This window comes from Pseudomonas sp. PB3P13 (genome assembly GCF_054897735.1).
In genome coordinates, this window is record NZ_CM142702.1 from 1,800,591 (window position 1) to 1,814,629 (window position 14,039).

Consider the following 14,039-nt stretch of genomic DNA (forward strand, 5'->3'; position numbering starts at 1 on the left):
TACCCCACAGTTGTTGTTCAGCTACGCTAGGGGAGGGAAAAAAAGTGTTTCTCAAGCTTTGAGCGGTCTTCTGCTTCGACTGCAGGAAGCACAACGCTTAAACCTTCCCTATGAGCTAGTTGGTACTTTGCGGGTTATTGTATCAAACTTCGAAAATACTCAGACTTTAGCTATTCCGCCGCGAATATTGAGTATAATAACTTTTCAATTTGAAGAGTTGCTTGATATATTTGTCAGGCACTGTAGAGATATATCTCGCTTTTCGCGACGGGTAGGAGCAAGTCATATATATGGACGAAGTCGAGAGCGACAGGAAATTCTGGTGGGCTCGCGGGCAGCTATTGAGCCCAATTTCTACGAGGCAGTAAGAGAGTGTGGGCTGGAGGAGTTGCAGAAAAAATTCGGTTTTGATCAAGTTCCGAATTTCTCCCTTTTTTTGACTTTGGTGCAGTACGCAGCAAAATCTTTAATACATTTATTTACAGCTGCTCGCCATTCTGAAATCTTGGAGCTCCGGCATGGATGCTTGGGGAAGATGCGTGTGCGTGGTATGGAAATTCCTACAGTTACCGGTGCGCCTGCAAAAAAGGATAACGTTTTTCCCGTTGTTTGGGTCACTTCCGATCTTGGGGTGAAAGCGGCCAAGGTTGCTCGGATTCTTTCCAAGATGATTTATCGTGCGCAGGGAGTGAAAACCTCTGAAGCGTCATTTTTGTTTATTTCGGTTACGTATTCACCCTTCTCCAATAAGCGCCCAAAAGGAAAATTTCCTCAATTATCTGGCCGGCTTGATTCAGGTTTAGGTCGACACCTTAATCCCGTTGAGTTCAAGCAATCCGACTATGATGACTTAAGATATCTGTTGCCATTGGGTGAGGTAGATAATCATCCTGGCTTGATTGTGGGGGAGCCTTGGAAATTATCTTCTCATCAGTTTCGCCGATCTTTTGGTATTTATGCTACAGCGTCTGGTTTGGCAAGGTTCCCTGCACTCAAATCTCAATATCACCATTTTAAGGTCACGACCTCTATTGCGTATGGTGAAGGAGGAGGGGCTAAGGTTGAGTTTGGTGGGGATGGGGGTGGAGATCATATACGTCTGAAATATGATGAAGAAAGTTTGGCCATGGATGCGTGCTTGTACGTTCAAGAAGTACTGTTTTCCTCCGAGAAGCTTTATGGGCCTAAAGGTAGATATATTGAGAAGGTTGTCAAACCCACCCTCGGTGAAAATATAAGGCTTATTTACAAAGAAACTGCAGCTTCAGTAAAGAAAGGTACAATGGCTTACGCTCAAACAATACTAGGCGGCTGTATGACAACTGAACCCTGCATGAAAAAAGCCCACGGTTCAGTGGTTGTATGCACGGACTGTGCGAAAGGGGTAATCAAAAAAAGCAAATTGATTTCTGTGATCGATGAGCAAAGAGAATTGGTATTAACTCTTTCTCCTGATTCGGTGGAGTTTAGGACTGAGCAACAGCAACTTGAAGAGTTGGAGTCGTTCTTGGCGAAAATTCAAGAAAGCGAGGCTGATGATGAATGAATACTTTATGGCGCTACAGCGTATGATTGAGGGGAGACCAATACGTGTAGCCAAGGGGAGTGAAATTAATCGTAAAAATGTTGCCTTGGAGGCCGGAAAAGATGCAAGTGCAATCAAGGCCGGTCGTGAGGTATTTCAGCACCTGATAAAAGACATTGAATTGGCTCGAGTTCAGCAGAAATCGACCAAAAAGGCTTCAGTAGACAGGATGGCGCGTTTAAAAGACGCATTGGGTCAATCAAAGACTGAGGTCGATCAACTAAAGGCCCTTTTGGAAGAGAGCCGTAAGCAGTGTTTGATGCTTATGCACGAGTTGTTTGTAAGGAAGAAAGAAGAGTCTCATCTCCAGTCAGTTAAACCCGATATATCACCTAATGGCAGGCGTTGATTAAGGTCTGTGCGTGCTTATTAGTGGCTGCCTGGACTTGCCCCTACAAAACCGGACACCAACTCCCTGTTAAATTGATGCAGCTGCCAAGCGCCTGAATTCCCTCGGCGAGCGATAGTTTAAGGCGCTGTGAGGATGCTGCTCGTTGTAGTGTTCGACGGCAATCGCCAGGTTACGCAGCGCCGTTTCGCGATCCCGCTTAGGCATGTGCGCCACGTAGTCACGCTTGATCGTCTTCACGAAACTCTCGGCCATGCCGTTGCTCTGCGGGCTGCGCACTGGGGTGGTCACCGGCTGCAAGCCAATCTGCCGAGCAAATAGGCGTGTCTGTTCGGCGGTATACGCCGAGCCGTTATCGCTGAGCCATTGCACCGGTGTGGCGGGTAGTTGATCACCGAAGCGCTTCCACGCTTTTCAGCATCAAGTCGCGAATATCTTCGCCGCTGTACCCGGTCGGGCTCGCGACCCAGCCGATGGCCTCGCGATCACAGCAGTCCAGAGCGAAGGTCACACTCAGTTTGGCGCCGTCCTCGCAACGGAACTCAAAGCCGTCCGAGCACCAACGTGTATCGCTGGTTTGCACGCAATTCGGCCGTATCCGATCCATGAAGCACACCTATCGCCAGGTGGGCCCCTCGTTTACCGTGGCATTTCCGGTGAGCAGTTCCACGGCAGCATGGCTTCGTAGTCTTCCACCGACGAGGCATGCGGCAAGCGCTCAAGTACGTGGCGCAGCCACGTATAGGGCTCTTGGCCGTTGACTTTGGCGGTCTCGACCAAGCTATAGATCTGCGCACTGGCGATGGCGCCTTTGGGTGTATCGCTGAACAGCCAGGCCTTGCGCCCGATCACAAACGGCTTTATTGCACGCTCCGCCGCGTTGTTGTCGATAGGTAAAAAACCAGCTTCAACGTAACGCTCCAGCCGAAGCCAGTTGCTCGCCAGATAATTAACCGCTTTACCCAACACGCTTTGCGGTGTCACTTGGGACTGCGTTTTATCCAGCCAACTTTTCAACTGGGCGAGGATCGGCAAGCTCTTTTCCTGCCGACCGATAAATCGCTGCTCGTCGCTGACGTCTTTCAGCTCACGCTCGATGCCATACAGCTTGTTGATCATCGTCAGCGCGATATCGGCACGCCCGGTCTTGCCCTTGGGCTGCACTTTCTGTGCTTCCACGAATTTGCGACGTACATGAGCCATGCACGCCAGACGTTCCACGCCCGGTTGCAACGCCAGCGCGTTATAGCCTGCGTAATCGTCGGTCATGACATAGCCGCGATAACTTTCCAACAGACGCAGCGGTACGTCCTGCGCACGGCTGGAGGTGTAGTCGAACAGCACGACTTTGCGATCCGGCGGGCCGCTTGCTTGCACCCACATCCAGGATTGGCTGGTCGGGTCTCGATCCGGCTCTTTGAGTACCTGGACGCGGGTTTCATCGCAGTGGATGACCGGACTTTCCAGCAACCGCTCGCGCATCAGATTCAATAACGGTTGCAGATGTTCGCCGCACTGGATAATCCAGCGGGCCAGCGTTTGGCGCGGGATTTCTATGCCATGTCGGCTTAGCACCGTTTCAAAACGATGCAGCGGCAAGCCATCGACATACTTGGTGGTCAGCAGCATCGCCAACACGCTTGGACTGGCCATGCTCTTTTCGATTAATTGAGCGGGCTTGTCGGCGGTGACCGGCGCTGTTTCACAGCCACGGCAGCCGTAAACCTTGCGGATATGTTTGATCACGCGGATCTGCATCGGCACGATGTCCAGCTGTTCGCTGGTTTCTTCACTGATCACATGCTTGCGGCAACCGCAGGCACAGGTCAGTTCGTGTTCGGGCAGTTCGTGGATGACTTCGATACGCGGAAGATCAGCCGACAAGGGTTTGCGCTTACCACGGCGTAGAGTCGGAGCAACGACTTCTTCGTCAGCGTCGCCGACTGAAGGCATCGGCTCGCTTTCGGGCTCGTTGAACAGTGCCAGTTGCGGCGTGTTGAGCTCGACCGTCTGCTCGGACTTGCGCCCGAAGATACGGTCACGCAACAGCTTGATCTGTTCTTTCAGATCAACAATGTGGGTGGCGTAAGCGTCTTTGACTTCCTGCTCGCGCGAGCGTGCTTCGTAACTCTCAAGCAGCATCTGTTTGAGCAGTACGGGATCGTCAGGAAGGTTTTCGGGCAATGGTCGCATGCCCTGGATTATACCCGTCAGGCAACAAACCTTGGAGTCAAAACCTTGTGCGGGCGGTTGCGCCAGAGGTCAAACCCATCCAGTAACCAGTTCAGTTCTTGCACCGTCAGCACGATGGCCTCATCCAGTTCATCGGGTGAAGTTTTGAACCGCTCGGACTCCAGACGCTTGAGCCAAAGGCAGAAGCCGTTGCGCTCCCAATACAACACCTTGACGCGGTTGCGGTGGCGATTCAGAAAAACGAAAAGCACGGGGTCAAACACCGCGACTTTGATATCCAGTTCGACCAGCGCAGCCAGGCCGTCGATGGACTTTCGAAAGTCCACCGGTTTGGGGTAGAGGTACACTTTTTCAACACTGGCATTGGGACGCATCATGGTGATGGGCTCCTGATGGAAATCGGGAGCACAGCATCCGTTGTCAGCTATTCGCTTGGAATGTGGGGTTCGTGGAGCGGATACATTCGGCCTTCGTGCCGAAGTGGCACAACTTGCTGTTTGAGGCGGCGCTCAAGCAGCAAGTTGTGATCACGCATGACCCGGTAGACCCGCTTCACGCTGATCGCGGGCAGCGACTGCTTTTCACGAGCGCGACGCAGCAATCCCCAGACATGGCGGTAGCCATAGCTGGGCAGTTCACTGACCTGTTGCTGGATTTCAACCATCAGCTCAGCGTCGTTCATAGGTCTGCTTCGCCGTGCTTTGGGCAAAACCGATTGCTTGATTCGAACCGTTAATTGCGAGCGCGCCACACCGAGACATTCGCTGACCAGCTTCACTGGTCGCCCCCCGGCAACAAGGTTGAGTGCGCAATCCATTTTCGCGACCGCGCGATTTCCACGGCCTCTTTGAGGACTTCTGCTTCCATCGTTTTCTTACCCAGCATCCGTTGCAACTCACGGATCTGCTTGAGCGCGTCGCTCAGTTCTGAGGCAGGTACCACGGCTGCGCCAGCACTGACCGCCGACAGGCTGCCGTCCTGGTAAAGTTTGCACCAAAGGAACATCTGGTTGGCATTGATGCCGTTACGCCGGGCCACTACCGAAACGCTTTGTCCTGGCTCAAGACTCTCGCGAACCATGGCCAGTTTTTTGCTCTGGGCTGCAGCGGCGCCGCCGCTCCTGGCCCAAAAGCTCTCCACTCTTATCGTTGCTGTTAGTCATAAACATAACCGTTTGCCTATCCCTTATCGTAAGGGGGAAACGGTGTCCTGTCTTTCATGGGGCTCGTTCACTGCCCCATCTGGATTCAGCCCGCGATCTATCTGAAGCACAAGCATGTGCAGATCTACGAATCAGATTGTGTAGCACATCATCCTTGCTAGAAGGATCTCCATCTTTGCCACCACGGCCAGAGTGCCTGAGATCGGTTATCAGGTTTCTGATTGCCAAAGGAATTGTCCCTGGCCCGGCTGAACCGAAGTGATGTTAGTAAGTACATAAGCGCGTTTCTGAGGCGGGCTAAGCGCTTGAGCAGTCCAACTCATGGGGGCTTTCACCATTTCCTAATTTTGCCCGCTCAACATTGGATGTACGGTTTCAAGACATTTGAATCCATCATCATGCAACGACCGAGCTTTCAAGGCATCGGGGCCAATTAGGTAGCGATTCTATCCTTGGGTAGATTCCCACCACTTTGGCTGGCACGTCTACGCACCTCAACCATGGATTAACAAGCAGCCTCCGATCTTCCAGTAGTAGGCATGATCGAATCCTAGGCCTTATCTCGATCCTAGCGAAGGTTACTGCTGACGGTGGTGATTGTGGATTACTAGGTGATTCCTAGGGTAGTGCTGGCCTCCCCACAGGGTTACCCGCTGGCATTGGAAATCATGGAAAGGCTAGACGCGGAAATGCTGCTTCTGTCGCATCCTAACCTCACATTAGGCCTTGACTAGGAGAGCTCTCGTTCGAAGACGTCAAGGGCTGATTCGCTTTCAGTTCGATTTATCCAAGGAACTGTACCGACGCGCAAAGCCCCTTCAATTGCAGGTAGTCGAATGAGAACGATGCGTACAAATTGACTATCTGGCTGCACCAACGCTGTCGCACCTATGGTTCTGAGCATGGTCGCTTTAAACATTAGAATCCAACGCTAGAAGGCTCCAATCGACTAAGCAACGGACTTTGTCGATGCCTAGCACTACGTATCTGTCCATCTTAGATTTTGTAACAGGTAGAGTTTTTAGGCTGTATGTAACAGGTAGTTCTGCACCTTCACCGTGTGCAACGTGATGTCGACCACGTCGCCATCGGCGCCGACCTGTGGCATCTCGATCCAGTCGCCGACCCGCAACATGTCGTTGCTGGTCAGCTGCACGCTGGCCACGAACGACAGCAGCGTGTCCTTGTAGACCAACAGAATCACCGCCGACATTGCGCCCAGGCCTGACAGCAGCAGCAGCGGTGAACGATCAATCAACGTGGCGACGATGATGATTGCGCCGAACACGTACAAGACCATTTTCGCCAGTTGCACGTAGCCTTTGATCGAGCGCGTGCGGGCGTGTTCTGTGCGTGCATAAATGTCGAGCAGGGCGCTGAGCAGCGCGCTGATCGCGAGCACCATGAACAGAATGGTGAACGCCATCGCCACGTTGCCAAGAAAAATCAGGCTGGTCTTGCCGAGCGCCGGCACCAGTTGCAGACCGAACTGGATCACCAGCGATGGCGTCATCTGCGCCAGTCGATGAAACACCTTGTTATGACGAAAGTCGTTGATCCAGTGCAGCGCCGGCTGGCGGCCGAGCAGCTTGGTCGCATGCAGAATCAGGTAGCGCGCCACTCGTCCGAGCATCAGCGCGACTAACAGCAAGAACAGCAGTCCCAGACTGGAATGCAGGAGCGGGTGCTGATCGAGCGCTCCCCAGAGGTCTTGCGCATTGAGCCAAAGCTGTTTGATATCCATAAATGAAACCGTTCTTCTATAGGACGCGACGGGGCGATTAGAGCATTTAAGACACGTTGCGTGACGGTTGGAGAAAAATCAGGCAATAAAAACACCATTGTTTGCAGCCGTTTGTATAAAGAAACTCGGCCTTCGCGCTCGAAACCGGTACCCTATGCAGCTGTTTTTTTGTATTTCTTCGAGGTAGCACCCGTGTTTTCCCAATTCGCCCTGCACGAACGCCTGCTCAAAGCCGTGGCCGAGCTTAAATTTGTCGAGCCAACGCCTGTGCAAGCAGCGGCCATTCCGCTGGCGCTCCAAGGGCGTGACCTGCGGGTGACTGCGCAAACCGGTAGCGGCAAAACCGCGGCCTTCGTTTTGCCGATCCTCAACCGCTTGATCGGCCCGGCGAAGGTCCGCGTCAGCATCAAGACCCTGATTCTGCTGCCGACCCGCGAGCTGGCGCAGCAGACCATCAAGGAAGTCGAGCGCTTCGCCCAATTCACCTTCATCAAATCCGGCCTGATCACCGGCGGTGAAGATTTCAAGGTCCAGGCCGCCATGCTGCGCAAGGTGCCGGACATCCTGATCGGTACGCCGGGGCGGATGATCGAGCAACTCAACGCGGGCAACCTCGACTTGAAAGAAGTCGAAGTGCTGGTCCTCGACGAAGCCGACCGTATGCTCGACATGGGCTTTGCCGAAGACGTGCAGCGTCTCGTGGAAGAATGCAGCAACCGTCAGCAAACCATGCTGTTCTCGGCCACCACCGGTGGTTCTGGCCTGCGCGAAATGGTCGCCAAGGTCCTGAACAACCCTGAGCACCTGCAGCTGAACAACGTCAGCGACCTGAACGCGACCACTCGCCAACAGATCATCACCGCGGACCACAATCAGCACAAAGAACAGATCGTCAACTGGCTGCTGGCCAACGAGACCTACCAGAAGGCCATCGTGTTCACCAACACCCGGGCCATGGCCGACCGTATCTACGGCCGCCTGGTGGCGCAGGAATACAAGGCATTCGTGCTGCACGGTGACAAGGACCAGAAAGACCGCAAACTGGCGATCGATCGCCTGAAGCAGGGCGGCGTGAAAATACTCGTCGCGACCGACGTTGCTGCTCGCGGTCTCGACGTCGACGGCCTCGATCTGGTGATCAACTTCGACATGCCCCGCAGCGGCGACGAATACGTTCACCGTATCGGCCGCACCGGTCGCGCCGGCAACGATGGCCTGGCCATCTCGCTGATCTGCCACGGCGACTGGAACCTGATGTCCAGCGTCGAGCGCTACCTCAAGCAAAGCTTCGAGCGACGCACCATCAAGGAAGTCAAAGGCACCTACGGCGGACCGAAAAAGGTCAAGGCCTCGGGCAAAGCCGTCGGTGTGAAAAAGAAAAAAGTCGACGCCAAAGGCGACAAGAAGAAAACCGGTGCCAAGGCACCGACCAAGCGCAAGATCGCCAACCGCCCGAAAACCGACGCCCTGTCGCTGGTGAGCAAGGACGGCATGGCGCCACTCAAGCGTCGCAAGCCGGAAACGCCGGCTGCCGAGTAACGCTTTCTTCGCTCAATAAAAAACCCGGACATGCATTGTCCGGGTTTTTTTATCACCGAAATCAGGCTATCCCATCCCTGCGCAGGACCTGGCGAAGCCTGCAATCATTTGGGCAACTCCGCACCCGTAGCAGCGTCGAGCCTGTGAGGCTGCGCAGCATCTATCGGCTCAGCTGGCCTTCTCCTCCGCCGCACCCAACTCCTTCAATCGCTTATCAATCAGCTGGCACTTGTCCGGCACGTCCTTGCTGGCAGTGTCCAGGTCCATCTTCTGCAGTTCATCGTTGATCTCTTTGGCCTTGGCCGGATTCTGCTGCGTGAGCTCGGTCACTCTTTTGGCCAGTTGCTCGCGCTTGATCGTGGCATCTTCGGGCGTGCACGCCCATGCGGGCAGGGCGCAGGCGAGGGTGGCGACGAGCGTGAGCTTGAGAAGAGTTTTCATGGAATGGCCTCAGATCCGTTTTGGGCGGGTGATTGGTTGAGGGCGGTCGTGGGGGGAAAGTTCCGTTTGGTGGCGGGTTAGAGGCTTGTTGAGAAGCGTCCTGGCTGCAAGCGATTCTTCCTGCATGTGTACAGGAACGTGATTGGCGAAACCGCTGTCACTGCGGTTGAGCGCATTGCGCAGGTCCAAACGGGCGTCACTCCGGTCGGTAATGCGGCTGGCGTGCCAGCGGGCCCCACTGCGGTAGTTGCTGGTACCAGCGTGCAAACAGGTGTGGCCCCGGTCAACAGGCCGGTACCACCCGGTGTCGTCGTGCTTCCCGGGCAAAACGCCGTGCAGGCCGTCACCTCGCCAGCAATCACCCAGGTCGCCCCGACCGCCGCGCAAACCCTCACGCGGGTTCAGGGCGTCCCGAGTTCAAGTACTCAACCCAATAGCCACAAATACCTGATCGAAACCAACCCGGTACTCACCGACCTTAAGCAATTCATGAGTTCGGATTACCTGCTCGCGGGCTTGGGCTACGACCCCGATATCAGTGCCAAACGCCTGGGTGATGGCCTGTACGAACAGCGCCTCATCCAGCAAGCCGTCACCGCACGCACCGGTCAGGCGTTCATCGATGGACAGACCTCCAACCAGGATCAGTTCAAGTACCTGATGAACAACGCCATCGCCAGCAAAGACGCGCTGAACCTGGCGGTGGGCGTGACCCTCACGTCGCAGCAAATCGCGGCGCTGACCCACGACATCGTCTGGCTCGAAGAGCACGAAGTGAATGGCGAAAAAGTTTTGGTGCCGGTGCTGTACCTGGCCCAGGCCGACAACCGCCTCGGACCGAATGGTGCCCTGATTGCCGGTAAAGACGTCAGCCTGATCGCCGGCCAAAACCTCGACAACGTCGGCACCCTGCGCGCCACCAACAACCTGTCGGCCCAGGCCGGCAATGACCTGGTCAACAGCGGACTGATCGAAGCGGGCAATCGCCTCGACCTGCTGGCCGGCAACGACATCATCAACAAGGCCGGCGGCATCATCAAAGGCCGTGACGTGAATCTCACCGCGATCAATGGCGACATCGTCAACGAACGCACCATGACCTCGCAGGACAACAACCTCGCTGGGCAGCGCCACACCGACTATGCCGACAACGCTGCCCGCATCGAAGCCGCCAACGACATGAGCGCCTCGGCCGGACGCGACATCAACAACCTTGGCAGCGTCCTGCAAAGCGGTCGCGACCTGACCCTGAAAGCCGGGCGCGACGTCAATATCGTCCCCACCCAAATCAGCAACAGCGTGGTCCTGGACAGCAGGCACACCAACAGCGACATCACCCAACTCGGCAGCACCGTCACGGCCGGCCGGGATCTGTACGCCGAGGCCGGGCGCGACATCAACATCATCGCCAGCCAGATCGATGCAAAGCGCGACATTGCCATGGCCGCCACGGAAAACCTGACCATCGGCACCGCCGCGGACGAGGAACACTCCCTGTCCAAGAGCAAACGGCTGACGGTACAGGAAGACCACGTCAGCCAGGTCATGTCCGGCGTCACGGCCGGTGGCGATGTGGCGTTGAGTGCCGGGCAAAACCTGGCGGTCATCTCCAGCCGCATCACGGCTGGCGATGAAGCGTATCTGGTGGCGGGCGACCGTCTCGACATTCTTGCAGCGCAAGACAGCGATTATTCGCTGTACGACAAGAAGAAAAAGGGCTCTTTCGGCGCGATGAAAACCAAGCGTGACGAAGTGACCGATGTGAAAAACATCGGCAGTGAAATTACCGCGGGTGGGGACGTGACGCTGGTTAGCGGCGGGGATCAGCGGTATCAGGTGGCGAAGCTCAGCAGTGGCAAGGACATCGTTATCGACAGTGGGGGCTCCATCCTCTTCGAAGGTGTCAAGGACCTTCATGATGAAAGCCATACCAAAAGTGATAACGACGCGTTCTGGAACTCTTCCAAAGGCAAAGGCACTACCGATGAAACCTTGCGCCAGACCCAAATGAACGCAAAAGGCGACATCGTCATCAAGGCGGTCGACGGTCTGCAGATCGACATCAAGGAGGTCAACCAACAAACCGTCAGCCAGACCATCGATGCGATGGTCCAGGCCGAGCCTCAATTGGCCTGGCTCAAACAGGCCGAAGCTCGCGGCGATGTGGACTGGCGTCAAGTCAAGGAAATTCACGAGTCGTTCAAGTACAGCAACTCGGGATTAGGCCCGGCGGCGCAGTTGATTATTGCGATTGCATTGGCTGCGGTCATGGGCCCGATGATGGCCGGGATGAATGCGATGTTGCAGGCCGTGGCGGTAACCGCTGCGACAAAGGCAACTGTCAGCACCATCGACAACCGCGGCAATCTCGGCAAAGTGGTTAAAGACGTCACTTCAACAGACAGTCTCAAAAGCTACGCGACCGCCGCCGCAACAGCGGGCGTCATGCAAGGGCTCAACTACGATCCGGGCACGGTTCGGCTGGATGCCGCAAGCATGCAAAAGGTCGCAGTCAAGATCACCGCCGATGCGCTGATCAAAACCGCGGTCTATGGCGGCAGCCTGAAGGACAATCTCGCCCTTTCCGCTGCGAGCGTGGCCGCCGCTATTGGAGGTGCGGCTGGCGCGGACGCCATTGGCGATCTGCCGTTGGCAGAGGGCGACCTGAGCAAGATTCTGCTGCACGCAGGCTTGGGCGGATTGCTGGCTGAAGCGATGGGTGGCGATTTCCGCACCGGAGCCATTGCCGGCGGCGCCAATGAAGCGCTGGTGGGGATGTTGGGAGACAGGCTGTTACCGTCGAGCCTCGTTCCGGGCTCGAAGGAATACAACCAGGCAAGTGCCAATTTGCTGGCGTTGTCGCAGATCGTGGGTGTGCTGGGTGCTGCGGCTTCGGGTGGTGACTTAGATATTGCGGCGGCGGTCGCGGCTAATGCTACGCAGTATAATTTGATGGGGCACCAAGAGCTGGACGAGTTCGAGAGGAAAGCTCGTGACTGTGAGACTGTCGGGAATTGCGAGAAGATCAGGCAGGAATTCAGAGATCAGAGTGTCAGGGACGACGATGCGCTTGCTGGATTATGTTCTGCCACCCCGTCGCTGTGCGTGGAGCTTTACGGTGATCTACTGCACGAGAGGAACTCGCTGCAGGAACGCTTGGGTAAGATGTATTTCGATGACAGCATTCCGTCGATGTTCAAAGCTGACCTGCATCGTTACCAGTTGCAGAATACAAGCGCGATAGGTACGTTGAGTAAGGCGGTGATCCAGTCGTCACTTGAGATGAACGGCACGCCACCTGAGACCGCTGAGAGGGACAGTACACTCCTTGCAGCCATTGGTGGATTTTTCGTTGGGAAAGGTGTTGGTGCAGGTGCAAAAGGCGCAGGTGAGGTTGCCTCTTTTGGCGGAAAGACCTGTGTTTATAACTGCGTTGTTGATGGCGTGACTCGTTATGTTGGAATAACCGACGACATAGTTAAACGCGGTCAAGCTCACCTCAGAGAAAAAGGCATCACGATTGACAGAATAGAGGGTTTACAGAACCTTTCACGTGCTGACGCACGGGCAGTCGAGCAAACACTGATCGATTACCATGGCCTTGGTAAAGATGGCGGCACGTTAATCAATAAGATCAACTCTATATCGTCTGTCAAAAACCCGACTAAGTATGAGCAGGGTTTAATTCGTGGCGCCGAGCTGCTGAAAAAAGCTGGATATGAAGGATTTTAAATGGCTAAGAAGGTAAAACTGGGCGACATTTTGCAGGTGTTAACCTCGCAGGGTGTCGCATATGCGCAAGTTACTCATAAGCATCCTGAATTTGGTTTTTTAATTCGTGTTTTCCCCGGATTTCATAATGAACAACCAAAAGATTTTTCGGTTGTTGTTGATGGTGAGCCACAATTTTCCGCATTTTTTGTTGTTCAAAGTGCGGTAAATCAAGGCCTTCTATCCGTTGTGGCAAATGTTCCGGTTCCCGAAAGGTTACAAGTGTTTCCTACGTTCCGTTCCAGGAATGGCGGGCCGGGAGGCTCTATTTGGCTGTGGAATGGAAGCGAAGCACTTCGGCTGGAGAGAGAGATTAGCTCGGAAGAGCTGAAGCATTCCACAAGAGGAATTATCAGTGCGCCATTGCTTGTTGAGCGTATTGAAAAGAATTACAGAGCCGATACCCATGAGGTTTGGTGAGTTGTAGAAGTTTCAACTTGATCTGACACTTTCGACACCGGCCTTGCGCCGGTGTTTTTTGCACCCTATCTGCACCCTTTTTGCCGCCTTCTTGCATCCTATTTGCATCCTTTCTGCAGTCAAGTTGCATCCCTTTTGCACCCACCCTGACGACCTACGGTCTAGCTCCTCAATACGCCCTTTTTGAGCATGATTTTTCGCTCCTTAACGGGAGCAAAATCTCAATACACAACACGCACCTCTTGCGAGGGGGGTATTTTCTATATGTATCAATTGGTTATCCGGTTTATGTCTTCTAGGTGCTGCTATACACTTGTAATACGAAATGCAGGTTTCACCCAATAAACACTGACGTATGGCGTATAGCTTTTGCTATACGCAGCAGCGAAGTATGGGGGGCCGGTTTACTCTTTCAGATCGGCCTTTTTTTCTGGTTATGCACTGGGTGGTCGGCTGCTGTTATCCGCCCCCATGATTTTTGATGCCTGGTACTTGAGAATCATCCCATCAAGCAGTGCCTTGATTACCGACTTCTCAGCTTCGGGCATATGACTGACGGCCTCGAAACGTAGGCGCAAATCGTCGGACGGCCCGCGTTCCCCTTCTGCGAACACCAAATCATCCAGACTGACGTGCAGCGCTTGAGCAAGCCGGATAAGGGCTTCTAAGGTTGGTTGTGCCGTCCCTGCCTCATAACGCCGAATCTGATTAACGTGCACTGACGCGGTGTCAGCCAGAGTTTGCTGGGTGAGATCGGCGGCTTTGCGCAGCTGAATCAAGCGTGTGGGGAAATGCATGGGTAGGAACCAGATCGTTTCGGATTCCATAACTGTAT

At 54.6% G+C, this 14,039-nt stretch carries 10 protein-coding genes and 3 pseudogenes; 5 read left to right on the forward strand and 8 right to left on the reverse strand.

Annotated features, from left to right (window positions below):
- The first annotated feature begins 10 nt into the window (after positions 1 to 10).
- On the forward strand, positions 11 to 1,546 hold the full coding sequence (locus ACYZT1_RS08140) for a hypothetical protein (RefSeq protein WP_462018475.1): 1,536 nt from the start codon (positions 11 to 13) through the stop codon (positions 1,544 to 1,546).
- On the forward strand, positions 1,536 to 1,934 hold the full coding sequence (locus tag ACYZT1_RS08145; protein ID WP_462018476.1) for a hypothetical protein: 399 nt from the start codon (positions 1,536 to 1,538) through the stop codon (positions 1,932 to 1,934). Before ACYZT1_RS08140 ends, ACYZT1_RS08145 begins: the two co-directional genes overlap by 11 nt.
- Positions 1,935 to 2,003: 69 nt before the next feature.
- On the opposite strand, the pseudogene ACYZT1_RS08150 reads toward ACYZT1_RS08145, so the two are convergent.
- The 5 genes and pseudogenes from ACYZT1_RS08150 to ACYZT1_RS08170 form a co-directional block, all read right to left on the reverse strand.
- A pseudogene (locus ACYZT1_RS08150) lies at positions 2,004 to 2,517 on the reverse strand (DDE-type integrase/transposase/recombinase); the annotation flags it as partial.
- 56 nt (positions 2,518 to 2,573) lie between these two features.
- A complete protein-coding gene (gene tnpC, locus ACYZT1_RS08155) occupies positions 2,574 to 4,127 on the reverse strand; it encodes an IS66 family transposase (RefSeq protein WP_462018477.1) in 1,554 nt (517 codons plus the stop codon).
- Positions 4,128 to 4,144: 17 nt separating this feature from the next.
- Positions 4,145 to 4,504, reverse strand: coding sequence for an IS66 family insertion sequence element accessory protein TnpB (gene tnpB / locus ACYZT1_RS08160; protein ID WP_412041168.1), 360 nt, complete (start codon positions 4,502 to 4,504; stop codon positions 4,145 to 4,147).
- A gap of 83 nt (positions 4,505 to 4,587) precedes the next feature.
- Positions 4,588 to 5,289 (reverse strand): annotated as a pseudogene (locus ACYZT1_RS08165) (transposase); the annotation flags it as partial.
- 1,039 nt (positions 5,290 to 6,328) lie between these two features.
- A pseudogene (locus ACYZT1_RS08170) lies at positions 6,329 to 7,033 on the reverse strand (mechanosensitive ion channel family protein); the annotation flags it as partial.
- 192 nt (positions 7,034 to 7,225) lie between these two features.
- Between ACYZT1_RS08170 and ACYZT1_RS08175 the strand changes: the two are divergent.
- Positions 7,226 to 8,572 (forward strand): DEAD/DEAH box helicase, encoded by a 1,347-nt coding sequence (locus tag ACYZT1_RS08175; protein WP_462018478.1) that lies wholly within the window; start codon positions 7,226 to 7,228, stop codon positions 8,570 to 8,572.
- A 168-nt stretch (positions 8,573 to 8,740) separates the two neighbouring features.
- Here ACYZT1_RS08175 and ACYZT1_RS08180 read toward each other — a convergent pair whose 3' ends face one another.
- Together ACYZT1_RS08180 and ACYZT1_RS08185 are read right to left on the reverse strand one after the other, a co-directional pair.
- Positions 8,741 to 9,013, reverse strand: a complete 273-nt coding sequence (locus ACYZT1_RS08180) for a hypothetical protein (RefSeq protein WP_462018479.1) — start codon at positions 9,011 to 9,013, stop codon at positions 8,741 to 8,743.
- 417 nt (positions 9,014 to 9,430) lie between these two features.
- Positions 9,431 to 9,760 carry a hypothetical protein gene (locus ACYZT1_RS08185; RefSeq protein WP_462018480.1) on the reverse strand — a complete coding sequence of 110 codons (330 nt, stop codon included), beginning with the start codon at positions 9,758 to 9,760 and terminating at the stop codon, positions 9,431 to 9,433.
- On the opposite strand from ACYZT1_RS08185, the gene ACYZT1_RS08190 reads away from it, so the two are divergent.
- Positions 9,722 to 12,745: a DUF637 domain-containing protein gene (locus tag ACYZT1_RS08190; RefSeq protein WP_462018481.1), complete on the forward strand. Its 3,024-nt coding sequence runs from the start codon at positions 9,722 to 9,724 to the stop codon at positions 12,743 to 12,745. The two genes, ACYZT1_RS08185 and ACYZT1_RS08190, sit on opposite strands and share 39 nt — an antisense overlap.
- A complete protein-coding gene (locus tag ACYZT1_RS08195; RefSeq protein ID WP_462018482.1) occupies positions 12,746 to 13,204 on the forward strand; it encodes a hypothetical protein in 459 nt (152 codons plus the stop codon). It begins immediately after the preceding gene.
- Between the two features lie 434 nt (positions 13,205 to 13,638).
- Here ACYZT1_RS08195 and ACYZT1_RS08200 read toward each other — a convergent pair whose 3' ends face one another.
- Positions 13,639 to 14,031 (reverse strand): helix-turn-helix domain-containing protein, encoded by a 393-nt coding sequence (locus tag ACYZT1_RS08200; RefSeq protein ID WP_223472342.1) that lies wholly within the window; start codon positions 14,029 to 14,031, stop codon positions 13,639 to 13,641.
- Positions 14,032 to 14,039: the final 8 nt, after the last annotated feature.